This window comes from Halorussus amylolyticus (genome assembly GCF_004143485.2).
Lineage (GTDB): Archaea > Halobacteriota > Halobacteria > Halobacteriales > Haladaptataceae > Halorussus > Halorussus amylolyticus.
The window spans coordinates 198,554-223,769 of record NZ_ML974133.1 but is presented as its reverse complement, the minus strand read 5'-3'; the positions used below and the strand labels follow the sequence as shown (position 1 = coordinate 223,769).

Annotated in this window: 25 protein-coding genes; 16 read left to right on the top strand and 9 right to left on the bottom strand. The window is 66.1% G+C overall.

Features of this window, described 5'->3' with window-relative positions:
- The first annotated feature begins 171 nt into the window (after positions 1 to 171).
- Positions 172 to 1,461: a phenylacetate--CoA ligase PaaK gene (paaK, locus tag EKH81_RS10120; RefSeq protein ID WP_132058420.1), complete on the top strand. Its 1,290-nt coding sequence runs from the start codon at positions 172 to 174 to the stop codon at positions 1,459 to 1,461.
- A 118-nt stretch (positions 1,462 to 1,579) separates the two neighbouring features.
- Here paaK and EKH81_RS10115 read toward each other — a convergent pair whose 3' ends face one another.
- Positions 1,580 to 2,089 carry a DUF8215 family protein gene (locus EKH81_RS10115; RefSeq protein WP_132058419.1) on the bottom strand — a complete coding sequence of 170 codons (510 nt, stop codon included), beginning with the start codon at positions 2,087 to 2,089 and terminating at the stop codon, positions 1,580 to 1,582.
- Between the two features lie 198 nt (positions 2,090 to 2,287).
- Between EKH81_RS10115 and EKH81_RS10110 the strand changes: the two genes are divergently transcribed.
- The gene (locus EKH81_RS10110; RefSeq protein ID WP_132058418.1) at positions 2,288 to 2,593 is read left to right on the top strand and encodes a hypothetical protein; all 306 of its coding nucleotides are present in this window, start codon (positions 2,288 to 2,290) and stop codon (positions 2,591 to 2,593) included.
- Here EKH81_RS10110 and EKH81_RS10105 read toward each other — a convergent pair.
- The 4 genes from EKH81_RS10105 to EKH81_RS10090 form a co-directional block, all read right to left on the bottom strand.
- Positions 2,590 to 4,875, bottom strand: coding sequence for a DUF7527 domain-containing protein (locus tag EKH81_RS10105; protein ID WP_132058417.1), 2,286 nt, complete (start codon positions 4,873 to 4,875; stop codon positions 2,590 to 2,592). The genes EKH81_RS10110 and EKH81_RS10105 overlap by 4 nt on opposite strands.
- A 476-nt stretch (positions 4,876 to 5,351) precedes the next feature.
- The gene (locus EKH81_RS10100; protein WP_132058416.1) at positions 5,352 to 5,630 is read right to left on the bottom strand and encodes a UPF0058 family protein; all 279 of its coding nucleotides are present in this window, start codon (positions 5,628 to 5,630) and stop codon (positions 5,352 to 5,354) included.
- Between the two features lie 68 nt (positions 5,631 to 5,698).
- Entirely contained in the window at positions 5,699 to 5,917 is a 219-nt protein-coding gene (locus tag EKH81_RS10095) for a ribbon-helix-helix domain-containing protein (RefSeq protein ID WP_132058415.1), read from the bottom strand.
- Between the two features lie 204 nt (positions 5,918 to 6,121).
- Positions 6,122 to 6,367 carry a hypothetical protein gene (locus EKH81_RS10090; protein ID WP_132058556.1) on the bottom strand — a complete coding sequence of 82 codons (246 nt, stop codon included), beginning with the start codon at positions 6,365 to 6,367 and terminating at the stop codon, positions 6,122 to 6,124.
- 238 nt (positions 6,368 to 6,605) lie between these two features.
- Between EKH81_RS10090 and EKH81_RS10085 the strand changes: the two genes are divergently transcribed.
- From EKH81_RS10085 to EKH81_RS10070, 4 genes are all read left to right on the top strand, one after another.
- Positions 6,606 to 7,202 (top strand): sulfite oxidase-like oxidoreductase, encoded by a 597-nt coding sequence (locus EKH81_RS10085; protein ID WP_132058414.1) that lies wholly within the window; start codon positions 6,606 to 6,608, stop codon positions 7,200 to 7,202.
- A gap of 32 nt (positions 7,203 to 7,234) precedes the next feature.
- Complete coding sequence (locus tag EKH81_RS10080) at positions 7,235 to 8,566, top strand: isochorismate synthase (RefSeq protein WP_132058413.1); 1,332 nt, start codon at positions 7,235 to 7,237, stop codon at positions 8,564 to 8,566.
- Positions 8,563 to 10,371: a 2-succinyl-5-enolpyruvyl-6-hydroxy-3-cyclohexene-1-carboxylic-acid synthase gene (gene menD / locus EKH81_RS10075; RefSeq protein ID WP_132058412.1), complete on the top strand. Its 1,809-nt coding sequence runs from the start codon at positions 8,563 to 8,565 to the stop codon at positions 10,369 to 10,371. Before EKH81_RS10080 ends, menD begins: the two co-directional genes overlap by 4 nt.
- 98 nt (positions 10,372 to 10,469) lie before the next feature.
- Positions 10,470 to 10,886 (top strand): DUF7522 family protein, encoded by a 417-nt coding sequence (locus EKH81_RS10070; protein WP_132058411.1) that lies wholly within the window; start codon positions 10,470 to 10,472, stop codon positions 10,884 to 10,886.
- A 38-nt stretch (positions 10,887 to 10,924) separates the two neighbouring features.
- On the opposite strand, the gene EKH81_RS10065 is transcribed toward EKH81_RS10070, so the two are convergent.
- Positions 10,925 to 12,109: a pyridoxal phosphate-dependent aminotransferase gene (locus EKH81_RS10065; protein WP_132058410.1), complete on the bottom strand. Its 1,185-nt coding sequence runs from the start codon at positions 12,107 to 12,109 to the stop codon at positions 10,925 to 10,927.
- 346 nt (positions 12,110 to 12,455) lie between these two features.
- Here EKH81_RS10065 and EKH81_RS10060 point away from each other — a divergent pair, with 346 nt between their 5' ends.
- The 6 genes from EKH81_RS10060 (at position 12,456) to EKH81_RS10035 (ending at position 18,845) form a co-directional block, all read left to right on the top strand.
- Positions 12,456 to 13,349, top strand: coding sequence for a 1,4-dihydroxy-2-naphthoyl-CoA synthase (locus EKH81_RS10060; RefSeq protein ID WP_132058409.1), 894 nt, complete (start codon positions 12,456 to 12,458; stop codon positions 13,347 to 13,349).
- A 453-nt stretch (positions 13,350 to 13,802) separates the two neighbouring features.
- Positions 13,803 to 14,744: a 1,4-dihydroxy-2-naphthoate polyprenyltransferase gene (locus EKH81_RS10055; protein WP_132058408.1), complete on the top strand. Its 942-nt coding sequence runs from the start codon at positions 13,803 to 13,805 to the stop codon at positions 14,742 to 14,744.
- Complete coding sequence (gene menC, locus EKH81_RS10050; protein ID WP_132058407.1) at positions 14,741 to 15,769, top strand: o-succinylbenzoate synthase; 1,029 nt, start codon at positions 14,741 to 14,743, stop codon at positions 15,767 to 15,769. The genes EKH81_RS10055 and menC overlap by 4 nt, the downstream gene beginning before the upstream one ends.
- Positions 15,770 to 15,812: 43 nt before the next feature.
- Positions 15,813 to 17,342 (top strand): o-succinylbenzoate--CoA ligase, encoded by a 1,530-nt coding sequence (menE, locus tag EKH81_RS10045; protein ID WP_132058555.1) that lies wholly within the window; start codon positions 15,813 to 15,815, stop codon positions 17,340 to 17,342.
- Between the two features lie 350 nt (positions 17,343 to 17,692).
- A complete protein-coding gene (locus tag EKH81_RS10040) occupies positions 17,693 to 18,475 on the top strand; it encodes an NRDE family protein (RefSeq protein WP_132058406.1) in 783 nt (260 codons plus the stop codon).
- Positions 18,476 to 18,500: 25 nt separating this feature from the next.
- Positions 18,501 to 18,845 carry a helix-turn-helix transcriptional regulator gene (locus EKH81_RS10035; protein ID WP_132058405.1) on the top strand — a complete coding sequence of 115 codons (345 nt, stop codon included), beginning with the start codon at positions 18,501 to 18,503 and terminating at the stop codon, positions 18,843 to 18,845.
- A 62-nt stretch (positions 18,846 to 18,907) separates the two neighbouring features.
- On the opposite strand, the gene EKH81_RS10030 is transcribed toward EKH81_RS10035, so the two are convergent.
- The 3 genes from EKH81_RS10030 to gatC all read right to left on the bottom strand — a co-directional run bounded on the left by EKH81_RS10030 (position 18,908) and on the right by gatC (position 21,639).
- Positions 18,908 to 19,780 carry a methyl-accepting chemotaxis protein gene (locus EKH81_RS10030; protein ID WP_449405106.1) on the bottom strand — a complete coding sequence of 291 codons (873 nt, stop codon included), beginning with the start codon at positions 19,778 to 19,780 and terminating at the stop codon, positions 18,908 to 18,910.
- Positions 19,781 to 20,074: 294 nt separating this feature from the next.
- Entirely contained in the window at positions 20,075 to 21,358 is a 1,284-nt protein-coding gene (gatA, locus tag EKH81_RS10025; RefSeq protein WP_132058403.1) for an Asp-tRNA(Asn)/Glu-tRNA(Gln) amidotransferase subunit GatA, read from the bottom strand.
- Positions 21,359 to 21,360: 2 nt separating this feature from the next.
- On the bottom strand, positions 21,361 to 21,639 hold the full coding sequence (gatC, locus tag EKH81_RS10020; RefSeq protein WP_132058402.1) for an Asp-tRNA(Asn)/Glu-tRNA(Gln) amidotransferase subunit GatC: 279 nt from the start codon (positions 21,637 to 21,639) through the stop codon (positions 21,361 to 21,363).
- 269 nt (positions 21,640 to 21,908) lie between these two features.
- Between gatC and EKH81_RS10015 the strand changes: the two genes are divergently transcribed.
- From EKH81_RS10015 to EKH81_RS10000, 4 genes are all read left to right on the top strand, one after another.
- The gene (locus tag EKH81_RS10015; RefSeq protein ID WP_132058401.1) at positions 21,909 to 22,871 is read left to right on the top strand and encodes a transcription initiation factor IIB; all 963 of its coding nucleotides are present in this window, start codon (positions 21,909 to 21,911) and stop codon (positions 22,869 to 22,871) included.
- Positions 22,872 to 22,991: 120 nt separating this feature from the next.
- Entirely contained in the window at positions 22,992 to 24,056 is a 1,065-nt protein-coding gene (locus EKH81_RS10010; RefSeq protein WP_132058400.1) for a phosphotransferase family protein, read from the top strand.
- A 55-nt stretch (positions 24,057 to 24,111) separates the two neighbouring features.
- Positions 24,112 to 24,588 carry an NUDIX hydrolase gene (locus EKH81_RS10005; RefSeq protein ID WP_132058399.1) on the top strand — a complete coding sequence of 159 codons (477 nt, stop codon included), beginning with the start codon at positions 24,112 to 24,114 and terminating at the stop codon, positions 24,586 to 24,588.
- Positions 24,589 to 24,682: 94 nt separating this feature from the next.
- Positions 24,683 to 25,216: a hypothetical protein gene (locus tag EKH81_RS10000; protein ID WP_132058398.1), complete on the top strand. Its 534-nt coding sequence runs from the start codon at positions 24,683 to 24,685 to the stop codon at positions 25,214 to 25,216.

Sequence of the window (25,216 nt, the reverse complement as noted above, 5' to 3'; positions counted from 1 at the left end):
GAACCGCGAAGGCTCGGGATTTAAATTCTCGGCATCGGCGGCGCTCGGTGACGAGGATTCGACCCGCCCGGACTCGCGAGCACGAACTCGGAACGTGGTCCTCCGGACCAGCAACGAGACGACCTGCAAGCGACAAAACAGTTTAGGCGTTCTCTTGCGAACGATTGCCATATGCCTTACACCGATGTCGAGACGGTCCCGCGCGGCGAACTCGAAGAACTCCAGAGCGACCGCCTCGCCGAGACGGTCGCGTACGCCTGCGAGAACGTTGAGTTCTATCGCAAGGCGCTCGACGCCGCGGGCGTCTCGCCCGACGACGTGGCTGGCGTCGAGGACATCTCGAAGCTTCCGTTCACGACGAAGGAGGACTTTCGCGCGGAGTACCCCGACGGCCTGTTCGCGGTGGACCACAGCGAGGTGCGCCGGATTCACGCCTCGTCGGGGACCACGGGCAAGCCGAAAGTCGTGGCGTACACCGCCGACGACTTGGGCGTCTGGCGCGAGGTGATGGCCCGGTCGCTCGACGCCGCGGGCGTGCGTTCGGGCGAGACGGTTCAGAACGCCTACGGCTACGGCCTGTTCACGGGGGGTCTCGGTTTCCACGACGGCGTGGAGGAACTCGGCGCGTGCGTGATTCCCACCGGCGGGGGCGACACCGCCAAGCAAATCGAGATGCTCAGAGATTTGGAGAGCGACGTGCTGGCTTGCACGCCCTCCTACTGCCTCTACCTCGCGGAGGCGGTCGAGGAGCGCGGTCTCGACCCCACCGACCTCCCGCTCTCGACGGTCGTCATCGGCGCGGAGCCGTTCACCGACCCGATGCGCGAGGAGATAGAGGCCGCGCTCGACGTGACCGCGGTGGACGTGTACGGCCTCTCGGAGATTATCGGCCCCGGCGTCTCCATCGAGTGCGAGGAAGCCCAAGACGGCCTACACGTCTGGGAGGACCACTTCTACCCCGAGGTCGTGGACCCCCAGACCGGCGAGCCACTGCCGGAGGGCGAGGAGGGCGAACTCGTTCTCACGACGCTCACGAAGGACGCGCTCCCGGTCCTCCGATACCGAACCGGCGACATGACTTCGCTGACCTACGAGACGTGCGAATGCGGGCGGACCGCGGTCCGGATGGACAACGTGACCGGCCGGGCCGACGACCTGCTCATCGTCCGCGGGGTCAACGTCTATCCGAGCCAAATCGAGGAAGTGATGCTCGACCTCGACGCGGTCGCGCCTCACTACCGAATCGACCTCACTCGCGAGGAGAACCTCGATAGGATGCGAATCACGGTCGAGTATCACGAGGAGTTCGACGACTCGCCCGAGCGACTCCGCGAGCGCATTCACGGCCGTCTGAAGGAAGTCCTCGCGGTCACGCCCGACGAACTCCGGGTGGTCGAACCCGGCGAAATCGAGCGCACCGAGGTCGGGAAGGTCAAACGGGTCTACGACCACCGGGAGTAGCGCGCGAGCAAGGAAGAGCGCACGAGAGCGAGAGAGTTCCGCGGGCGTGAGCGCGCTGGCGTGCCAGCGCGCTCACGCGGTCAGTTCCGAAGCGAACGGTCAGTTCCGAAGCGAACGGTCAGTTCGAGACGCCCCGATAGAACGCCTCGGCGAGTCGCGGAAACGCGCCGGCAGAGAGCGCCCCGACGGCGGCCGCGAAGCCGACCGATACGCCCGACGACCACGCCGCGTTGACCGCGCCGCCGCCGTAGGCCGCGAGCGCCAACGCCGCGTTGAAGTAGACGAGTCGAAACGCGAGCAACCACGGAGCCAGCGACACCCAACCGGGAGCGTCGGTCGCGAGCGGGCGAATCCACCCGCCCCGAATCAGGGTCCCGACGACGACGAGAGCGGCCCACGCGACTGCCGCGGACGCCTTGACGCCGTACCACTCGTTCGAGGCGTTCGTCAGCACGACGTACAGAATCGGGATGCTCGAAATCGACACGTCCGCGAACACGTACGCGACGTCGTCGAGGAACACACCTACGCGGTCCTTCTCGACCATCGAGCCGAGGCTGTCGCCGTCCCAGCCTCTGCGGCGACGACTCCGCGCCGCGTCCGTCTGTCTCCCGGGGCGGTCGGCCATCTCGTTTCGTTCGTGGATGGGGAATAAAATAAATATATGGTACGTCGTTCCCCGAATCGCCGAGGCGAAACGTGTCGGATATCTCAACGACCGACCAGAACTGTTAACTACTCGCATCCAAAATACTCGGTTTGAAGTCGAAAACGCCGCCGGCCGACAACAACTTTTAAAAGCCTCTAAGACAAGTTAACACATGCCATGATAGACCGACTTGAGAAAGAGGTCGATATGTTGGAACGACATCTTCAGGTTCTGAGGATGGTCATCGAAAGCGAACCCATCGGCATCGTGAAGATGTCGAACGAGACGGGCTACCCCCACCACAAGGTTCGGTACTCGCTCCGGGTCCTCGAAGAGGAGAACCTCATCGAGCCGTCGAGCCAAGGTGCGATTACGACCGAGCGAACCGACGAGTTCGTCGGCGAACTCGACGGCAAAATCGACGAGATATCCGCGAAACTCGACGAGATGAAAATCAGCGAGACGGCCGAAGCCGAAAGCTAAAGCTCCGGAACGTTCAGATGGAAGCCGCCGCTGCGTGATTCTACCAGACAGAGGTGGAACCCGCGTTTCCGCGAGAGTTTGACGAAACTCGCTCGCTTCTCACGGCTCAACAGCCCTCCGCTGGTCGCGTTCTCGGTGGTTTCGAGCGCCTCCGGCGCGAAGAAACTCTCCGTGACCTGAAACGCGCCCACGAGGTCGTCGTAGGCCTGCGAGACGTCCGACGCCGAGTCCACGAGCGCGCCCATCATCTCACCGGTCGTCGGGTCGCGCGACTCGTTGAGGTCGGCGACCACCAGCGGATTACCCATTTTGTCGCGCATGATGACGTCGAACGACGCCTGACGGGTGTCCTCGGCGTCGGTCCCCGCACTCACCGAGCCGTGGAGGTCCACGCGGTCGATTCTCGGAATCGCCTCGTAGAGGCCTCGAAGCCGTCCGCGATGCCCGGTGTCTCGAATTTCGTACAGCAGCTCGCGGACCACCCACGAACTGAATCGGTACTCGAACGACTCCGAGAGGAACTCCTCGAACGGCGTGCCATCGACCGCCACGTCGTCGGCCTCGAACTGCGTGTGGTGTTCGAGCCGGAGATTGTCGTTCACGTCGTCGGCTTCGACCTCCCCGCGAGCCGCGTCGTCGAGGGTGGCCTCGCCCTTCGAGCGGTATCGGACGAAGAGGTTCGTCTCGTCGAACGCCTGCGACCGGTCGAGTCGCCTGGTCGCCCCGCCCACAGCATCCGAATCCGCGGATTCGAGCTCGGCTTCGAGTCGCTCTACCTCCTGTCGGAGCGCGTCGCGCTCGCGTTTGAGTTCGTTGCGCTGGGACTGGACTTTCGACAGGTGGCTCTCCAACTTCTCGACCTGCTGTTCGCGCTCTCGAAGCTGTGATTCGAGTTCCTCGACGCGCGCGTTCGCCTCGGCGACTTCGCTACTCGACGCACCGCCGCTCGCGGTCCGGTCGGCCGTTCCGCCGTTTCGGCCTCGCGCGGAAGACCGACCACTCGACTCGGACCGACCGCTCGCACCCGTCTGCGACCTGCGTTTCACGGGTGACTCGCTCGTCGGCGTCTCGTCCGCGGCCGCTGACTGCGAACTGCGCTGTTCGCGCCGACGCGCCACGCCCGCGGCGTCGTCGTCGCTGTCGGTCCGGTCGGGGTCGAGCGACGGGATAGTCGTGGCTTCGCGCCACTCGGCCTCCTCGGTGAACATCCCCTCGTCGTCGGTCGTCTGCTCGCTTTCGGACTCCGGCACGGCGTCCGGGTCGGTGACGCCCGCAGGGTCGGTCGCCTCACGCGACGATTCGGACGGCGATTCGACCGCGACTTCTGCGGCCGCCTTTCGCCCTGCGTCCACCCGGGCCGTCGGTTCGGCCGCGGGCGAACTCGATTCGGCGCTCGTCGGGTCGGTGGCCTCCGACTGGTCGCTCGGCTCCGTTTCGGAGTCCTCGACGGCCCGCGGTTCGGCGTCGGCTTTCGCTCCGGTGACGCTCGACATCGGACTGTCGTCGGTCGGGTCTGCACCGTCGCGCGCAGTCGCATCGGCGGTCGGTTCGGCCCGCGGGTCGGCGGTCGGTTCGGCCCGCGGGTCGGCGGTCGGTTCGGCCGATGTTCGGGCGGTCGGTTCGGCCTGGGAATCGGCCGGGCCTGCAGACGCGCCGCCCGATTGCTGCTCGGATGGCTCCGATTCGGGGTCGGGCGTCGAGTCGTCGGATTTCCCGGCTGCAGGCTCGGGGTCCGGCTCCTCGGGTTCCGGAAGGTCGATGACTTCCAAATCGACGTCCCGGACCTCGTAGATGCCGACCTCGTCGGCCGCGCGCTCGAAAGCCTCGTCGCCCGAGAGGACCTGCTCGCTCGCGCCGACGAACGCCACGCTCATCGAGCGCCCGCCGTAGTAGGCGACGTAGTAGTCCCCGCTCAGGACGTTCTCGCTGAGTTCGACGTAGCCCGTGAATCCGCCGTTCGAGAGCGTCGAGTCCGCCTCCGAGAGCGGCGTGTCGTTCGTGTAGTACTTTGCTCGCGTTTCCCCACCCGTTTCCTGCATGCTGAACAGGAGCGGGAGCGACGGATGCGGCGCGGCGTAGGCGGTTCCCTCGGCGTCCTCGAAGTCGCCGAGACTCCCCTCGTGGATGCCGATTGCCCGCCCATTCAACATGAACAGCCACGCCCCACCCGCTCGAACTGCCCCCGAGAACTCCCCGTCTGAGAGTTCGCGCAGGCCAGCGTACCCGCCCGTGAACGGACGGGACTTCCAGCCTTCGACCTGCTCGACCGTGCGCGTTTCCATATTACGGTGAAGCCAAAGCCCTTCTAAATAACTTGCGGCCCAACCTTTTGCTGCGCTTGCCGCACCGAAGGTGCGGCGGCGCTGGCAAAAGGTTGATCAAAAACCGGCGTCACCTCCTCGGTCGCAGAGTGCGGCGGCTTCGCCGCCGCACTCGCTTCCCTCGAAGGTTCCTTGGTCCGCTCCTCGCTCTGCTCGTCGCGGTACAATCACTCGTACTCACCGCAGAGGAAAGGCGCGCCTACCGAAACAATCTCCCGTCTCGGCCGGTGAATCGTTCCACGCTGGCACACGAAAATCCACCGCGAGGGAGCGAACGTGAGCGAGCGGACCAAGGAACCTTCGAGAGCGCAAAGGAGGCGGCTTCGCCGCCTCCTTTGCAATCGAGGAGGTGACGCCGTGTTTTTTCCCCAAGTTTTTGCCAGCGAAGGACCGGCGAGCCTGCGGCTCGCCGGTCCTGAGTGCAGCAAAAAGTGGTCTCAGATTTTAGATTCCGCGTCGTCGGCGAGTTCCTGCATCCGCTTGCCGATGCGGCCCGCCTCGCTGAACTCGTCGTCGCTCATCGCGGTGGCGAGCGCGTTGCCGAGGACGAACACGGCGTGCTTGTGCTCGCTCTTGGATTTGTGGACGTGCGAAGGGTCCACGTCGAGCTGTTCGTAGGGGTCGAACAGGCCGTCGGTTACGCTCTCGCGGTCCTGAAAGTACTCCATGATGAGGACCATCTCCTCGTGGAGTTCGAGAAGTTCGTCTTTGTGCATGAACGTGGGTAGGGAAGTATTCGGTTTAAGGGTTTCTGAGAACGGTTCACACGGGAAAAACGGGGCGATTAGAAGACGTATTCGTCCTCGTGGCCCATCATTCCCTCGTCTTCGAATCCGGGTTCGCGGTCGTCGTCGTCCATCGGGCCGCTCGTTTTGTAGGCTTTCAGACCGGTCGAGAGGAGGTCCTCGATTGCTTCTTCGCGATTGACGAACTCGCCCTGTTCGACCATCTGGGCGATCTGCATTTCGAGATGCTCCGGGATAGTTATCTCTACCTTCGGCATTGGAACATTGGTGGCTTCGAGAGGGGTGTTCTTAAGTCTGACGGGGAGTGTACGCCAATGTGAAAACATCTCTGCAGTCTTCGGAAAAATAGCTTCCTACAATAAAAACGACGACTGGCTATTCGACAATTGTAGTTCCCGCGTGACGACGATAAACGCACGATTACCCCGCGAAAAATGGACTAAAAAGCGGTTTTGAGCCGATTATCGGCTACTGAGCATCCCTTCTATCGACTCTCTGATTCGGCTCGGACCGACGGATTTGACCGCTTCCTCGATTCGCCGTTGGTTGTAGTAGCTCGCGAACGCGAGTATCGTGGGCGGCCACAGCCCGACGAACAGTCCCATCTCTCGGTCGCCCCGAACGAAGAACTGATACCACGACAGCGCGACCGACGCCGCGGACGCGATGACCGCGATGTCGGTGCTCGTCTCCTCGGCCGCCTCCATGGCCGCCTCGCTACCGGTTTGTTGCTGTTGTTTCATCGCCATGCGGGCTATCTTGGGCCAGCCACGCCTTTGTTATTCAGTCGATGCTCCCAAGTACCGTCCGATACCTGCGAATCCCCCGCGGTAACGCGCGTTACCTCCACGGAAAGGCGACGTTAGAATCGGCTCCCGTCGCCCGAAACGCCCGAATCGAGCCGGATTCGACACACCTACTTTACTCGCCGACCGATTCGACCACATGACCGCCACGGACGTAACCGACCTCCACGAGGAGTTCGACGGCGACCGACTCCCGCCGGGCCAGCGAGAGACCACCAAGTTTCCGGTCCTCTCGAAGGGCGACACGCCCGACTGGGACCCCGAGACGTGGGAGTTCACGGTTTCGGGCGCGGTCGAAGACGACCTCGCGTTCTCGTGGGACGACTTCCTCGACCTCCCCGCGGAGACTCAGACGCAGGACTTCCACTGCGTGACCGGGTGGAGCAAGTTCGACTGCGAATTTACGGGCGTTACCTTCCTCGACCTCGCCGAGATGGCCGGAGTCGAAGACGACGTGGTTCACGTCATGTTCTCCGCGCTCGACGGCTACACCACGAACCTCCCGCTCGACGCGTGCATGCGCGAGGAGGTGCTGTTCGCCTACGAGTTCGACGGCGACTCGCTTCCGCGCGAACACGGCGGCCCCCTGCGGGTGGTGACACCCCACAAGTACGCCTACAAGGGCGCGAAGTGGGTGGACGGCGTCGAGTTCCTCACCGAACCCGAGCGCGGCTACTGGGAGAAGCGCGGCTACTCGAACACGGCGAATCCGTGGAACGAGGAGCGATACAGTTAGACTGAAGGGTTCCCGCCCCCGAGTGCGACTGAATGGAGTCATCGCCCCGCGATGGACAGGTGTCGGCCGAACCGACCGGCTCCACCCTCGTGAGTCGAGCCTGCAAACTACCGGACTGCGCCGCGCGGTCGTTTCTCGCCGGACGCGACGCCCCGCGAATCTACTGGACCAGCCCCTACGGCCCGGAGTTCGCGGGCGGGGGTCGCGCGGCCCGCATCACCGCGACCGGTTCGGACCGTTTCGAGACCGTCCGCGAGAGCGCTGCCGACCTCTTTTCGGGGCTGGACTACGACGGCCCGGCGGTCGCCCGCCCCCGACTGTTCGGCGGCTTCTCGTTCCACGACGACCACGACGCCGCGCCCCCGTGGCAGGGCTTCCCCGGTGCCGAGTTCGTGCTTCCTCGAAGCCAGCTCACCCGCGCCGACGGCGAGACGTGGCTGACGGTCACGGCCCGAGACGCCGACCCCGAGGGCGTCGAAGCCGACCTCGCCGGGGTCGCCGGGAGCGTGGCCGACGACGCGCCGCGGGGTCGCGTGCCGAGCGTCCTGCGAACCGAGCCGACGACCACCCGCGAGGAGTGGGCCGAACAGGTCCGCGGCGCGGTCGAGCGAATCGAGCGCGGCGACCTCCGGAAGGTCACGCTGGCACAGGCGCTCGCGGCCGACCTCGACGCCCCGGTGTCGATTCCCGACCTGCTCGACCGCCTCGGCGAGTCGTACCCCGACTGTTTCCGGTTCCTGTTCGAACCGACCGCCGACGCGGGCTTCTTCGGCGCGACTCCCGAGCGACTCGCCACGCTCCGCGGGCGGACCGTCGAGACCGACGCGCTCGCGGCGTCGGTCGCGCGCGGTGACACCGACGAGGAGGACCAGCGACTCGAAGCCGACCTCCGGGACAGCGAGAAGATGCGCCACGAACACGAGCTCGTGGTCGAGACTATCCGCGACCAGCTCGCGCCCCTCTCGGGCGAGGTCCGGGTCGGCGACCGACAGGTCCGGAAGCTAGCGAACATCCAGCACCTCTGGACGCCCATCGAGGCCGAATTCCCCGACGACGGTCACGTCCTCTCGGTCGCGGAGGCGCTCCACCCGACCCCCGCAGTCGGCGGCCTCCCCTTGGACGAGGCCCTGCGGACGATTCGGGACGTGGAGAGCTTCGACCGCGGGTGGTACGCCGCGCCGGTCGGATGGTTCGACGCCGAGGGAGACGGCACCTTCGCGGTCGGAATTCGGTCGGGTGTCGCGGCGGGCGACCGCGCGACTCTGTTCGCTGGCAACGGCATCGTCGCCGACAGCGACCCCGACGCCGAGTACGAGGAGGTCCAGCTCAAGTACCGACCGATTCTGGACGAGCTACAGCGATGACGGCCCCGAACCGAAACACGCTCTGGGCGCGCACCCTCGTCGCCGAACTCGAAGCCACCGGAATCGACGCGGTCTGCATCGCGCCCGGAAGTCGCTCGACGCCGCTCACGGTCGCGTTCGCCGAGAGCGACGTTCGGGTGTTCTCGCACCTTGACGAGCGTTCGGCGGCGTTCTTCGCGCTCGGTCGGGCCAAGCGAACCGGAAAGCCGACGCCGCTGGTCTGCACCTCCGGAACCGCCGCGGCGAACTTCCACCCCGCCGTCATCGAGGCGAGTCAGGCCCGCGTTCCGATGCTCGTCCTCACCGCCGACCGGCCCCACGAACTTCGGGATTCGGGCGCGAATCAGACCATCGACCAGCAGAAGCTCTACGGCGACTCGGTTCGGTGGTACGCCGAACTCCCCGAACCCGAAGCCGACGCCCGAAAGCTCCGGTCGCTCCGGACGACCGCGGCCCGGGCGGTGGCGTCGGCGACCGGCACTCCGCCCGGACCGGTCCACCTCAACGTCCCGTTTCGCAAACCGCTCGAACCGACCGAGGTGCCGGGCGACGTGCCCGAAGGATTCGCCGACGAGAATCCGCTAGCCGCCGAGGGCCGAGAAGGGCCGTTTGTCAAAACCGGCCAGGGCCGCTCGGAACTCGGCGAATCGCAGATTCGCCGAGTTCGAGAGGCGGTTTCGGCGGCCGAACGCGGTCTCGTCGTCGTCGGTCCCGCGAACGCGCCCACGCCCTCCCGCGACGCGCTCGCGTTGCTCGCAAAAGCGACCGGCTTTCCGGTCCTCGCCGACCCGCTCTCGGGCCACCGGTTCGGACACACCACGCTCCAGTTCGCTGACGACGAGCGCGCTGGCACCGCTAGCGCGCTCGTCGTCGGAGGCTACGACGGCTACCTCGGCGCAGTCGCCGAGTCGTGGCCCGACCCCGAGGTCGTGATTCGGTTCGGTGCGTCTCCGACCTCGAAGGTCCTCCGGCAGTACCTCGAAGCCTCGGACGCCCGGCAGTTCCTCGTGGACCCCGCGGGCGGGTGGCGAGAGGCGACGTTCACCGCGACCGACCTGCTCGTCGCCGACCCGACGCGATTTGCTCGGCAAATCGCGTCGGGTCTCGGTTCTCCCGATTCGGGAGGCGAAACTGAAAGAGTGGCGTGGCGCGACCGATTCGCCGACGCCGAGCGCCGGTACTGGGACCTCGTCGCGGACGCCCGCGACGACCGCCTGTTCGAGGGCGGCGTCCTCTCGGCGGTCGCCGAGGACGCCCCCGACCCCGCGACCGTGATGGTGTCGAACAGCATGCCGGTCCGGGATTTGGACCGGTTCGGCCGCCCCCGCGAGGCCGACCTCTCGGTCCTCGGAAACCGGGGCGCGAGCGGCATCGACGGCATCACCAGCACGGGCCTCGGCTCGGGGAGCGCCACCGACGACCCGCTGGTCGTCGTGACCGGCGACCTGGCGTACTACCACGACATGAACGGCCTGCTCGCGATTTTGCGGTGCGACGTGGACGCGACCATCGTGGTGGTGAACAACGACGGCGGCGGCATCTTCCACATGCTCCCCATCGAGGAGTTCGAACCCCCGTTCACCGACCAGTTCCGCACACCTCACGGTCTCGACTTCGAACCGACCGGCGACCTCTACGGCTTCGATTTCGAGCGCGTCGCGGACCTGTCCGATTTCCGGTCGGCGTTCGGCGAGTCGGTCGAGAGCGAGGGGACCCAGGTGGTCGAAGTCGTCACGGATTCGGAGTCGAGCCATCGGTTTCGCGAGCAGTTCGAACGCCGTGTCGGCGACGAACTCGGTTCGTAGCGACCGCTCCGTTCTTCGGTTTTCGTGCGTCTCGACCGTTTGGATTCTAAATGCCTCGTCCGACGTATTTAAAATCCTTTTGATGGCCGATAGAATTAATGCTGTGGCGAAACGACTTTCGGGTCATGCTGACGACCGAGAAGCCCTCCGAGCGGCTCACTGATTTCCTCGAAAACCGGGCGGGTGACCATCTACGGAGCGTTCTCCAGTACGATTCGGACGACAAGACCGTGGTCCACGTTCGGGACGACGTGGCCGACGAGTACTCCGACGATGACGTCGCAGCCGTGATGCAGGACCTGCGGCTGGAGGCCATCGAGAAGTCCCATCAGGAGAGTCTCTACGACCACGGCGAACTGAACTGCACGGTCCGGTGTTTCGACGACGCAATCGAGCTTCACTTCCCTCGGGAGGAAGCCAAGGGGACCGTCGTCGCGCTTGACGCCGACGTTCTCGAAGCGGAGGCGGCTCTCGTCGGCGAGTGCATGGACGCGCTGGGCGACACCGCCGACTGAATCAAGCGTCGGACATCACGGGCCAAATCGAGCGGCCGTTACAGTTCGTCGCGCGCCATCTCCTCGATACGGTCGAATCCGAGTTCGAGTCGCTCCAAGCTGTTGGCGAAGCTGAGTCGGATGTAGCCCTCGCCCGCCTCGCCGAAGCCGTCACCGGGCGCGGAGACGACGCCGTACTCGTGGAGGAGGCGTTTCGCCACGTCGAAGCTCCCGCCCTCGAAGTCGCTCACGTCGAGGAAGGCGTAGAACGCGCCCTCGGGGTACGGACACGAGATGCCCGGAATGTCGGCCACGCGCTCGACAACGTAGTCGCGACGCTCGGCGAACGCCGCTTTCATCTCGTCGGCGGCGTCCTGCGGCCCGGTCAGCGCGGCGAGCGCGGCGTGCTGGCTCACGCTCGACGGGCACGCGGTTATCGTCTCGCCCACGCTCGTCACCGCATCGACAGCGGGTTCGGGACCCGCGAGCCACCCGAGTCGCCACCCGGTCATGGCGTAGGTCTTCGAACAGGAGCCGACGGTCAGCACCTGCTCGGGGTGGTCCACGTACGAGGCCATCCCGCGGAAGTCGTCGTCGTAGGTCAGCCGACCGTACACCTCGTCGGCGACGACGTAGGCACCGTGTTCGGCGGCGGCGTCGGCCACCGCGCTGACCGCGTCCTCGTCGTACACGCGCCCCGTGGGGTTCGAGGGAGTCGTCAGAATCACGGCCGCGGTGTCGTCGGTGATGTGGTCAGCGACGAGTTCGGCGTCGAGGTCGAAGCCCTCGTCGGCCGGAAGCGGAACCTCGACCGGGGTCGCACCGGCGACTTCGGCGTGGTTGACGTAGTTCGGCCACGCGGGCGTCGGGATGACGACCTCGTCGCCCGGGTCCGCGAGCGCGAGCATCGCGAGCGCGAGCGCCTCCATCGCGCCGCTCTTGACCGTGACCTGCTCGGGCGACACTTGCACGTCGTCCTCGCGGGCGAGCGTGTCGGCGACGGCCTCCCGAAGCGGCGGGATGCCCGCGTTCGCGGTGTAGTGAGTCTGGCCGCCGCGAGCGGCCTCCTCGGCCGCGTCGATGATGTGTTCGGGCGTGTCGAAGTCGGGTTCGCCGATTTCGAGGTGGACGAGGTCGCCCTCGACCTCGTCGGCGAGTTCGAACATCACGCGAATCTTCGACCGCTCCAGACCGGCCGCTCGCTTCGCGATGCGCTGGCGGTGTTTCGCCTCCTGGTCAGTCATGCGTTCACGGACGGAACGCCGAACCAAGTAAGTTCGTTTCGCGGAATTGCGCGAGCGTCGTCGGATGTCGGCCGATGGACCAATCCACGAAACGGCGCTCGGTGAGACAGATACCAAGGGCGGGAATGAAAGGGGCCGCCCGGTCGCGGGCCGTAGGCCCGTGGTCGCTTGCGTGGGCCAGTATTCGGCGCGGGCGGTGCTGAGAGCGCCGAATATCCCACGCAACGACCGCGACCGGGCGGGGGCTTTCAAAATCGACTTCACTGCGGTTCTGCCCGGAAAGCATCACCAAACCCCCAGAAGCCAACGAGCAATCTTTTTGCGCGCGCCGACCCCACGCCGAGACATGGTATCCGAGATTTTCGACCCCGAGGCGTGGGAGGCCGCGGGACCCGACTTCGACGACATCACCTACCACCGAGCGGTCGATTCGGGCACGGTCCGCATCGCGTTCGACCGGCCCGAGGTCCGGAACGCCTTCCGACCGAAGACCGTGGACGAACTCTACGACGCGCTCGACCACGCCAAGCGCCAGACGGACGTCGGATGCGTCCTGCTGACCGGCAACGGTCCCTCGTCAAAAGACGGCGGGTGGGCGTTCTGCTCGGGCGGCGACCAGCGAGTCCGGGGTGACGAGGGCTACGAGTACGAGGGCGACGACGGCGAGACCGACCGCGCCGCGAAGGGCGGCCGACTCCACATCCTCGAAGTCCAGCGCCTCATCCGCCACATTCCCAAGCCCGTCGTCTGCGTCGCGCCCGGATGGGCGGTCGGCGGCGGCCACAGCCTCCACGTCGTCTGCGACATGACCATCGCGAGCGAGGAGCACGCGATTTTCAAGCAGACCGACCCCGACGTGGCGTCGTTCGACGGCGGGTTCGGGTCGGCGTATCTCGCCCGGCAGGTCGGCCAGAAGAAGGCCCGCGAAATCTTCTACCTCGGGAAGGACTACGACGCCGAGGAGGCCGCCGAGATGGGGATGGTGAACGAAGTCGTCCCCCACGAGGACCTCGAAACGGTCGCGCTGGAGTGGGCCGAGGAGGTAAACAGAAAGAGTCCGACCGCGATCCGGATGCTCAAGTACGCCTTCAACCTCGACTCGGACGGCATGGTCGGCCAGCAGGTGTTCGCCGGTGAAGCCACGAGACTGGCGTACATGACCGACGAGGCCAAGGAGGGCCGAGACGCCTTCGTGGAGGGTCGAGAACCGGATTTCGAGGAGTTCGACTGGCACTACTAGAACCCACCTTTTTTCTTCGTCGGGTGTGCGCAGAGGCGACCGCGTCGCGGTCGCCTCTGCTTGCCCACCCTCCTCGAAAAAATCTCGACCAAAAAAGAGCCACTCGATTGACGGCGACGGCCTGCCGAGCGGCGCTCGGCAGGCCGTCGCCGTCTCGCTCGTGGTCCAGAATACTGGTGCGGACGCTTCGCGTCCTGCGCGGTGGTCGGTGTCACTCCTCGCCACGGCCACACATTCAAATACCAAGACGGGGGTAACTCGGGGCATGACCGCACTCGGTGACGACGCTGGCGAGCGGTCACAGTCCAGACCCACCGACCCGCTCTCCGTTTAAGTACTTCCCGCGACAAGGGATAGATACGGAGGAGTATTCTCGCGGTCGTCTCGATTCAGTAGCGCTCGTCCCGCCCGAAACCACAGGTGCTATTGTTCGTTCTCCGCAACTGTCCGACAATGAGCGACATCGCTACCGAACACTCTCGCCGGGAGGCGTGGCTGATGGCCGCCCGGCCCCACACCCTGCCCGCGGCGGCCGCGCCCGTCATCGTCGGCGTCGGACTGGCGGTCCACGAGGGCCTGTTCGCGCCGCTTCCGGCGCTCGCGGCCTTCGTCGGCGCGGCACTCATCCAAATCGGGACCAACTTCGCGAACGACTACTACGACGCCGTGAAGGGCGTTGACACCGACGAGCGCGAGGGGTTCACTCGCGTCACCCAGTCGGGACTCATCCCGCCCGCCGAGGTCAAGCGCGCGATGTACGCCACCTTCGGACTGGCGATACTCGTGGGCGCGTACCTCGTCGCGGTCGGCGGCGTCCCGATTCTCGTCATCGGTCTCGCCAGCGTGATTTCTGGCATCGCCTACGCGGGCGGGCCGTTCCCGCTCGGCTCCCACGGTCTCGGCGACCTGTTCGTCTTCGTCTTCTTCGGCGTGATTGCAGTGATGGGCACCTTCTACGTGCAGGCCGCCGCGGTGGTGGCACCTATATTCCCCGTCGGGGTTCCGGCGGGAACCGTCACGCTCGCGGCGTTCGTCGCCAGCCTCCCGGTCGCGGGCATCTCGACAAATATTCTCGTGGTCAACAACGTCCGGGACCTCGAAACCGACCGAAAGGCGGACAAGAAGAGCCTCGCAGTTATCCTCGGCTACCGAGCCAGCAGGGCGGAGTTCGTCGGGATGCTCGCGCTCGCGTACGCCGTTCCGTTCTGGTTCTGGCTCTCGGCGGACCACTCTCCCGCGGTCCTCCTGCCGCTCGTGACGGTGCCGTACGCCGCCAGAATCGCCCGGACCGTCATCACGGATAGCTCGGGCGAGGCGCTCAACCCCGCGCTGGAGCAGACCGGGAAGCTCCTCGCAGGCTACTCGGTGCTGTTCGCGCTCGGACTGATAGCATGAACGCCGCGATTCGTCCCTTCTCGCTCCCGCTTTCCGACCCGCTCGAAACCGCCCGCGGACGAATCGAGCGCCGGGAGGGGTTCTTGCTCCGCGTCGAGTCCGAGGACGAAACCGTGGGTGTCGGCGAGGCCGCGCCGCTTCCGGGGTGGACCGAACACTACGACGAGTGCGAACTCGCGCTCGCGAACGCGGCCGAGACCATCGAGCGAGGTGATGACGCCGAGGCCGTCCTCGAAAACCTCGACGGACTCCCCGCCGCGCGCCACGCGCTCGACCTCGCGCTCGCGGACCTGCGGGCGTCCCGCGCGGGCGACCCACTCTATCGTCACTTCGGCGCGGCCTCGCGAGTCGAGAGCGTCCCGGTCAACGCCACGGTGGGCGACGCCGATATCGAGAAGACAGTCGAGGCGGCCGAGCGCGCCGCCGATGCTGGCTTTGACTGCCTGAAACTGAAGGTCGGGGCGCGACCCCTCTCGGCCGATATCGAGCGCGTCGAAGCCGTCGCCGACGCGGTGGACGCTGACCTCCGGGCCGATGCCAACGCGGCGTGGTCGCGCCAACAGGCCCAGCAGTTTCTGGACGCGGTCGGCGACCGACTCGCCTACGTCGAACAGCCACTTCCCGCGACCGATATCGCGGGTCTTGCGGCGCTCTCCGGGACGATTGCCATAGACGAGACGGTCGCCGAAGTCGGCTTCGAGGACGCGCTGGACGCGAATCCCGACGCCGTGGTCCTCAAGCCGATGGCGCTGGGAGGACCTCGGCGCGCGGTCGAAATCGCGGAGGAGGCACGCGACGAAGGAATCGTGCCGGTCGTGACGACGACCATCGACGGTGCGGTGGCTCGGACCGCCGCGGTTCACGTCGCGGCCGCGATTCCGGACATTCCGGCCTGCGGGCTCGCGACTGCGAAACTGCTCGACTCGGACTTGGGACCGGACATCGCACCCGTCGCGGACGGCCGGGCGGTCGTTCCGCAGGGAAACGGCAATGGGACTGCCGATACGTGGGGGTACCATGCCTAAGGTCGGCGACGGCGGAGCGTCTGACGTGAGCGACGGCGGAACGATGCGCGACTGGCTGACCCACCGGGCGCGCGTCTCCCCGGAGGCGACTGCGCTCGTGGAAGCCGACGACGGGACCGAGCGGACCTACGCCGAGTTGGACGCCGCGGTGTCGGAGACCGCGGGACGGCTCGCTGCGCTCGGCGTCGAGTCGGGCGACCACCTCGGCGTCCTGATGGAGACGCGGGTCGCGTTCGTCCGGGTGGTCCACGCCGCGATGCGACTCGGCGCGGTGTTGGTTCCGCTGAACGCCCGCCTCGCTCGGCCCGAGTTGGCCCGACAGGCCGCGGTCGCCGACCTGAATCTAGTCGTCTGCGAGGCCGACACCGAGGCCGACGCCGCGGCGTCGGCCTCGGTTCCGGTGACATCGGTCGATGCGCCGGAATGCGACGAAGTCGCCGCGCTCGGCGAGCAGGGCCGCGCACGGCGCGGCCCTGCTCGCCCCGAATTCCCGAGGTACGGGGAGGATTCGGTGAACTTCGAACCCGCGGCGTGGTCGCTATCGGACACCCAAGCGATGCTGTTCACCTCCGGAACCACGGGCGACCCGAAAGCGGTCGAACTCTCGGTGGGGAACTTCCTGGCGAGCGCGACCGCGTCGGCGTTTCGGCTCGGAGTCGTACCCGACGACAGGTGGCTCCTCTGCCTGTCGATGTACCACATGGGCGGTCTCTCGGTGGTCCTCCGGTCGGCGCTCTACGGGACCACGGTCGTCCTGCAGGAGGGCTTCGACGCCGAATCCGCGACCGACTCAATCACCGAGTACGATGTCACGGGCGTCTCGCTCGTGCCGACGATGCTCCGGCGGATGCTCGACGAGTCGGGGGGTCTCGCGGACTCCCTGCGGTTCGTCCTGCTCGGGGGCGCGCCCGCGCGGGACGAACTGATTTCGCGGTGCGAGGCCCTCGACGTGCCGGTCCATCCGACCTACGGCATGACCGAAACGACCTCCCAAATCGCCACCGCGCGACCCCGAGAGGCGTTCGACTATCGGGGGACCGTGGGCCGTCCGCTGCTCGGAACCGACGTGACCGTGGTCGGCGACGACGGCGACCCCCTCGCTGCTGGCGAGACGGGCGAACTCGTCGTCTCAGGGCCGACTGTAATGAGCGGCTACTACGCCGACCGCGAGGCGACTGCCGAGGCGTTCGGACCCCACGGGCTCCACACCGGCGACGTGGGCTATCGCGACGACGGCGGGCGAATCTGGGTGCTGAACCGGCGCGAGGACCGCATCGTCACCGGCGGCGAGAACGTCCATCCCGGCGAGGTTGTCGAAGTCCTGCGCGACCACCCCGGGGTCCGTGACGCCGCGGTCGTCGGCCTCGCGGACGACGAGTGGGGCGAGCGAGTCGCGGCGCTCGTGGTCCCTGAGGACGGCGCAACCCTCTCGGAAGAATCCCTCCGCGCGCACTTCGAGGACCGACTCGCGGGCTACAAGCGCCCGCGGACCGTCGCGTTCGCCGACGAACTCCCGCGAACCGCCTCGGGGACCGTCGAGCGAGAGGTGGTCCGCGAGCGACTCCGGGAGTAGGAATTTCGCGGATTTTCGCCGACCACCATCTCGTGAATCTTCACCGACCACGGGACGCGCCGCGTCTGCGCTCGCCATGCGAGCGCAGACGCACGCGGGGAGGCACGGGGGCGCGGGGCGGTGGCGGTGCTGTGCGGTGCGGTTTCATATGTACCGGGAATAGCTACCTACGTACTGTTTCCTTCAGAACAGCACCGGGAGAGCTACCTGCGTACCGTTTGCCTTGGAACAGCACCGGAAGTAGCTAACTTCGCGCTGTCTGCCACAGAATAGCTGCCGACCGAGTTCGAACGCGCTCCGAAGTCACGCGAGCCGCGACTTTTTAGCCCGATAGGTCCCTACACCTCACCGTGTGCACGCTCGTATTCGCGTGGCAGGTGTTCGACGAAACGCCGATAGCCGCCGCCGCGAACCGCGACGAGGCGCTCGGTCGCCCCTCGCGCCCACCCGGCGTCCTCGACGAGAGTCCCCGAGTCGTCGCCCCACGGGACGAGGAGGCCGGAGGAACGTGGATAGGCTACAACGACGCCGGAGTGTTCGTCGCCATCACGAATCGGCGGCGCGAGTCGAGCGAGGACCGTGACAATCACGGCGAGAACCGCGACGACCGCAGCGAGGACACCGACGGTTCCGGATTCGACGCCGACCGCTCGCGCGGCCTGCTCGTACGAGACGCGCTTCGCGAGCGGTCGGCGCGGGACGCGCTGGCGCTCGTCCGGAACGAACTCGCGGCCCGCGAGTACGACGGTTTCAACCTCGTCGTCGCCGACGCCGACGACGCGACCCTGCTGGAGTGGGACGGCGTCCTCCGGGCGACCCACTTCGACCCCGGCGTCCACGTCGTGGTGAACGACGGCTACGACGACGCCGCGCCGAAGGCCGTCCGCATTCGCGAAGCGATTTCTCCCGACCCGGAAACGGGTGACTCCGACGACGACGCGTGGTTCGACCGCGCGAAGTCGGTCCTGCGCGACCACGACCTCGGCGCGTGCGTCCACGGCGACGGATACGGAACCCGGTCGTCGTCGCTGGTCGCCATCGATGCAACGGGTCGAGGTCGATACTGGTTCGCCGACGGCCCGCCCTGCGAGACCGAGTACGAGGCGGTGGCGACCGGCGACGGTCACATTTAAACCGCTCGGGGTGCGTACTTCGGGTATGGCAGTATCCGAGGACGACCTCACCGAGGAGGAGCGCGCGGGTCTCGAACTCGTCCGGGAGTCCGGCGGCATCCACCAGAGCGACTTCTGGAAGGAACTCGGCGTCGATTCCCGGAAGGGAAGCCGAATCGTGGAGTCGCTCGACGAGATGGGACTCGTCCAGCGCGAGGACACAGTTTACAACGGTCACAACACCTACCTCATCACGCCCGCGGCCCGCGACCTCGACTTCTCGCTACTGATGGCCGGGGACATGCTCTCGCCGTTCATCGGCGAGGAGGAAATCGACGCCGAGAGCGACGCCTTCTCGCAGTGGATTATGAATCTGGCGTACAGCGAGTAATCCGCACCTCGACGGGGAACGAGACTCGACGGGCGAGACAACCGAGTTCAGTCGCCCACTCTTTACTTCGAAAACTCTTCGACCGACTCCGTAATATTCCGTACCACCGCGGTCTGCTCTTCGAGCGAGGAGGCGATGCCCTCGGTCTCGTCGCTTATCTCTTGGGCGTTGGCGGCGGTCTGGTCCACCATCGCGGCGACTTCCTCCGCACTGGCGGCCTGCTCGTCGGTCGCTTCCGCGACCTCCTCGATGCCGAGCGTGACCTCCTCGACGGCGTCGTGAATCTCGCCGAGGCTGTCCATCGCGTCCTCGACCTGTTCGATGCCGTGGTCGATTTCCTCGCCGTTGGTTTCGAGGCTCTCGACCGCGCTCTCGGCGTCGTCCTGAATCCGCTCGACCGTCTCCTCGATGTCGCCCGCTTGGGACTGGGACTCCTCGGCGAGGCTCTTGATTTCCTCGGCGACGACCGCGAACCCGTTTCCGGCGTCGCCCGCGCGGGCGGCCTCGATGGAGGCGTTGAGCGCGAGGAGGTTCGTCTGGTCGGCGATGTTGTTGATGACGTCGGTGATGGTCTCTATCTCCTCGACGCCCCGTTTGATGGTCCGAACGTCCTCGGCGACGCTCTCGGCGGCGTCGTCGATGTTCTCCATCGCGCCCCGCACGTCCTCGGCCGAGTCGAGACCGTCTTTCGCGCGCCGACGCGCCTGTTTCCCGGCGGCCGAGACCTCCTCGGACGACGACGCGACTTCCTCGACCGCCGCGCTCAGGTCCGAGACTTCCTCGCTGACGGTTCGCATCCCGCTGGATTGCTCGTCGGCGAGCGTGGTTATCTCCTCGGCGCTCCCCGCGATTTCCTGGGACGACCCGTGGAGTTCCTGAAGCGAATCTTTGATTTCGTTTAGCTCTTCGTCGCTGTGGTCGCTCTCTTCGAGCATCTCCTCGGTTTCGTCGTCTATCGCAACGGCCTCTTCGGATGGTTCTGCGGTGTCGAAATTCTGTTGTGTCATATATCACACTGTGAATTATCGTAGTTAAGGATACTGGCCGAGAATATCTTGCGGACGGAGAATGTATCAATATATAAAATAAACATTTTGATTTAAAAACAAAATATCGTCAGCTTGTCAAACTTCGGGAAACGAATCGTCCATTTATTCCATTTTAGGTTCGGTGATTACCGCTTGGTAACCGCCGTTTCGTGTATGCGCGTTTTCACAACTCTCTCGAACCTATGCGGTTTCCTCGACTGCGCTTCCCACCCGGATAATCGACTCCTCGCCGAACGCGGGACCGACGAACTGGACCCCCACGGGAAGCCCGTCGTCCACCGTCCCGGCCGGGACCGAAATCGCGGGCAAATCGGCCAGATTCACCGGGACAGTGTTCGCGTCCGCGAGGTACATCTGGAGCGGGTCATCGAGACTCTCGCCCGCCTCGAACGGCGGCGTGGGCATGGTCGGACTCGCCACCACGTCCACGTCCGCGAACGTCTCGTCGAAGTCCTGCTTGACCCACGCTCTGGCGTCCTGTGCCCGCTTGTAGTACTTGTCGTGATAGCCCGCAGAGAGCGCGTAGGTACCGAGCAGGATGCGGCGCTTGACCTCCTCGCCGAACGCCTCGCGCGATTCGCTGAAGGATTCGTTCCAATTGCCCTCGAAACCGCCCGACTGGCCGAACCGCACGCCGTCGAATCGCGCGAGATTCGATGAGGCTTCCGACATCGCGATGACGTAGTAGGCTTCGACCGCGTGTTCGACCGAGGGGAGCGACACTTCCTCGACGGTCGCACCCTGTGCGCGGAGGTCGTCGAGCGTCTCCTCGAAGCGCTCGCGGACGCCCTCGTCCGCGCCCTCGACCAGTTCGGTCGGGACGCCGACGGTGAGTCCGTCCACGTCGCCGGTCGCGGCGCTCGCGTAGTCGCTGTCTGCGCCCGCCTCCCGAGTCGTCGCGTCGTACTCGTCGGGGCCGCTGATAACGTCTAAGAGTTCGGCGGCCTCCTCGACCGTGGGCGCGAGCGGGCCGATTTGTTCGAGGCTGTTCGCGTACGCCACGAGACCGTATCGGGAGACCAGTCCGTAGGTCGGCTTGATGCCGACGACGCCGCAGAACGCGGCGGGGTTGCGGACCGACCCGCCGGTGTCGGTTCCGAGCGCGAGGTCGGCCTCGCCCGCTGCGACCGCGGCCGCGCTCCCGCCCGACGACCCGCCGGGGACGCGGCCGGGCGCGACGGGGTTCTCGACCGGGCCGAACGCCGACGTTTCGGTGGTCGAACCCATGCCGAACTCGTCCATGTTGGCCTTGCCGACGATGGTCGCGCCCGCCGCCTTGAGGTTCTCGACGACGGTCGCGTCGTAGGGCGGGACGTACTCGTCGAGCATCTCCGACCCGCAGGTCGTCCGGACGCCCTCGGTGCTGATGTTGTCCTTGACTGCGACGGTCTTGTTCGCGAGGGGGCCGTCCGACTCGCCCTCGATGGTCTCCTCGGTGACGAAGATGTTGTAGTCCGCGCTCATGGTTACGAGACGTTCGGCCCCTTGAAGTAGCCGTCTTCGGTTTCGGATGCGTTCGCCAGCGCCTCGTCTTGGCTCAGACACTCGCGCTCCTCGTCGGGGCGCATCACGTTCGCGAGGTCGGTCTCGCGTTCGATTTCGGGCACCTCGTCTAAGGTCTCGAAGTAGTCGAGGATGTCGGCGAACTGGTCGGTGAATCGCTCGACCTCGTCGTCGTCGAGACCGACGCGCGCGAGGCGAGCGACGTGCCGGACCTCCTCGGGGTCGGGCGACGTTTCGCTCATACTCGTAGGTGTCGTTGGACCGGCGGTAAGGGTTTCGATACTGGACCTTTCGGACGCCCGTATTAAAGGCGCAGAAAATTGCGCTGAAAGTGCACAACCGTTAGGTACAGTTTACGGTAGTTTCGACCGTGCGAAATTGCGGTATACCGACTCGTATCGCTCTCGGAACGCCGGAGCAGTTAAGTACGTTGGGCCAGTATAAATCGTTGTCTTCTGTCTCCCGGTCCACCGTCCCGTCTACCCGTCGCTATCTCTCCATAGACCCGACCATGACTGATACACGAACCCGAAACCGAACCGACGAACGAACGACCGCCGAGGAGGAACGAGAGGAACACCACTGCCCGGAGTGCGGGGGCAATCTCGTCGCGGACGAGGAGCGCGGGGAAACCGTTTGCTCGGAGTGCGGACTGGTCGTGGACGAAGGCCAAATCGACCGCGGGCCGGAGTGGCGCGCGTTCGACGCCGCCGAGAAGGACGAGAAGAGTCGCGTGGGCGCACCGACCACGAACACGATGCACGACAAGGGTCTCTCGACCAACATCGGCTGGCAGGACAAGGACGCGTACGGGAACTCTCTCGGGTCGCGCCAGCGCGAGAAGATGCAGCGACTCCGCAAGTGGAACGAGCGCTTCCGCACCCGCGACAGCAAGGAACGCAACCTCAAGCAGGCGCTCGGCGAAATCGACCGGATGGCCTCGGCGCTCGGCCTGCCGACCAACGTCAGAGAGACCGCCTCAGTCATCTATCGCCGGGCACTCGACGAGGACCTCCTGCCGGGCCGGTCCATCGAGGGCGTCGCCACCAGCGCGCTCTACGCCGCCGCCCGACAGGCCGGAACCCCGCGGAGTTTGGACGAAATCAGCAACGTCTCGCGGGTCGAGAAGGACGAAATCGCCCGGACCTACCGGTACGTCGTCCGGGAACTCGGCCTCGAAATTCGGCCCGCGGACCCCAAGAGCTACGTCCCGCGGTTCGTCTCGGACCTCGGCGTGAGCGAGGAAGTGGAACGCCGCGCCCGCGACCTGCTCGACACCGCGACCGAGAAGGGCATCCACAGCGGGAAGTCGCCCGTGGGACTCGCGGCCGCGGCCGTCTACGCCGCCGCGCTCCTCAGCAACGAGAAGGTGACTCAGAGCGAGGTCAGCGAGGTCTCGGACATCAGCGAGGTCACCATCCGAAACCGCTACCACGAACTGTTGGAAGCGAAAGAGGACGCGCTCGCACCCTGATTTTTTCGTTTCACTCGGCCCGACCGTCGGTGCGCGAGCCAAGCCCACACTACCGCGTAGGTGCGCGAGTCAGACCCACACCACCGAAAGGATTCTCATCGCCGACTCGCTACCCGAACTATGGACGAGATTCCAGCGGCGCGTGAGATTCCGGACTCGACCCTCCGGGACGTCGTCCGGTTAGCCGACCCGGCGTGGGAACTTCGGGAGGCGACTCCGGCCGAACGGGGCTTCTGTTCTGTCTACCACCTCGTGGTCGTTGCCGACGACGCGACGAGAGAGTTGTACCTGAAAGCCTCGCCCGACGGCCGTGATTGGGCCGTTCCAACCGAAGCCCGGATTCAGGCGGTTCTCCGCGGTCATACGTCGATTCCGGTTCCGGAAGTGGTCGCCGTCACCGACGGCCACGAGACGCTCCCGACACCTCTCTATCTGATGAGTGCGCTCCCCGGCGAGGAAGTCGCCTACGAACGCGTCGGCCGATTCGAAGACGATGCCCTCCGCCGACTCGCCCGAGAGACGGGTCGGTACTTGGCCGAACTCCACTCGGTTCCGGCGGTGGAGCAGTTCGGACACGTCCGCCACTGCGGTCCCGACCTCACCAGCGGGCGACCCGAGGGCGACCCGGCGAACCTAACGGTCGGCGAACCGCACGAGGACTGGCCGACGTACCTCCGGGCGCGGGTCGAGCACGAACTCGACCGACACGCCGATTCGCGGTTTTCGGACCTGACGCCCGACCTGAACAGGTGGTTCGAAGCGGGCATCGAACGCCTCGACGGCCCCTTCGACCCCGTTCTGGGGCGCAACGACCACGGACTCCACAACCTCCTCGTAGACCCCGAAACGGGCGAAATCACCGCGATGCTCGATTGGGGCTACACGCTCGCCGTGCCGGCGGCCTACGACTTCGAGTTCGCCGCCTACCTCTTTTCGGGGGCCTTCTTGGCGGGCCTTCCCGACGTTTCGGACCGCCGTTCGCTGGTCCGCGAAGCGATGCTGTCGGGGTATCGGACGGCGGCACCCGGCCGCACAGAATCGGTTTCGACACCCGAACCCGTTTACGAGGCGTTAGCGATGGTCCGCATCATGAACGACTTCGCGCATCTCGACCTGCCCGACGGAACCGAATCGGCCGTGATGGACCGTCTCAGGGCGGACGTCCGCGCGCTTCTCGACCGGTGAGGGTCCACGCGACAAGACCGCAACTCGCAAATCCCGACCTCGACATCTCTCCGGCATGGAGACCACTCGCCACTTCACCGCGACCGTCTACGTCGTCAACGACGGCGCGCTCGCGCTGCACCACCACGAGGGACTCGACATGTGGCTCCCGCCGGGCGGCCACGTGGACCGCGACGAGCGCCCCCGTGAGACCGCCCGCCGCGAAGTCCGCGAGGAAATCGGACTCGACGTGACCCTGCTCGAACCCGAGACGGGCGTCGAAGTCGAGGCGGGCCGCGAACTCCCACCCGCCGAGCACGTGATGCTGTTCGACATCGACGTGTATCCCGACGGCGAGGTCGGCCACCAGCACGTGGACTTCGTCTACTTCGCCGAAGCCCCGAACCGCGAGGTGTCGCCCGGAGAGGACGAAGCGAACGCCGACGACTGGGAGTGGTTCACCGCCGCGGACCTCCGGGACGGCGAGGAGTTCACGACCGAGGTGGTCCAAATCGGCGCGGAAGCCATCGAGAGAATCGGAGGGAGCGCCTGACTCGGAGAGCGGACCATCTCTCCGGAGAGTTCAAATATTCGCACCATCTTATCAATCCGAAATGTAATTGTATCCGGAATACGACGCCGATTACATGAGTACCGGGGAGTTGGGGACCGAGGCCGACTCGTCGGCCTCGGTCCCGAACGAGCGCGCTCGGTTCGCCGACGTGCTGGCCGACGACGAGGAGATACGCTTCTCGTGGGACGCCACCGGTGTCCACTGGGCGAACGAACACCGGAGCGACATTCGCTCTCCGACCGCGTGTGCGGCCACCGACCGCCGCCTCGTGTTCGCGACCGACGACGACGCTGTTTCGGTGGGCTACGACCGGATTCGGGCCGTGAAGACCGACCCCGGAGTCGAGGGTCCCGAACTCTCGACGCTGTTTCTCGGCGGTGGAGGCGCCTGCCTCGTCGTCGGCGCGGTGGTCGCGGCCGACGACTTCCAGAACGGGGTCGCGCTCGTCGCGCTCTCGGTCGCGCTCCTCGTCGCGGGGAGCGCGACCGGCGACTCGTCGAAGGCGGCGACCGTCACGGTCGTCATCGGCAACGAGCGCCAGCGCCTCTCGTTCTCGGCCGACGAGGAGGTGGGCGCGGCGCTCGCCGTGCTGGCGAACGACCGCTAA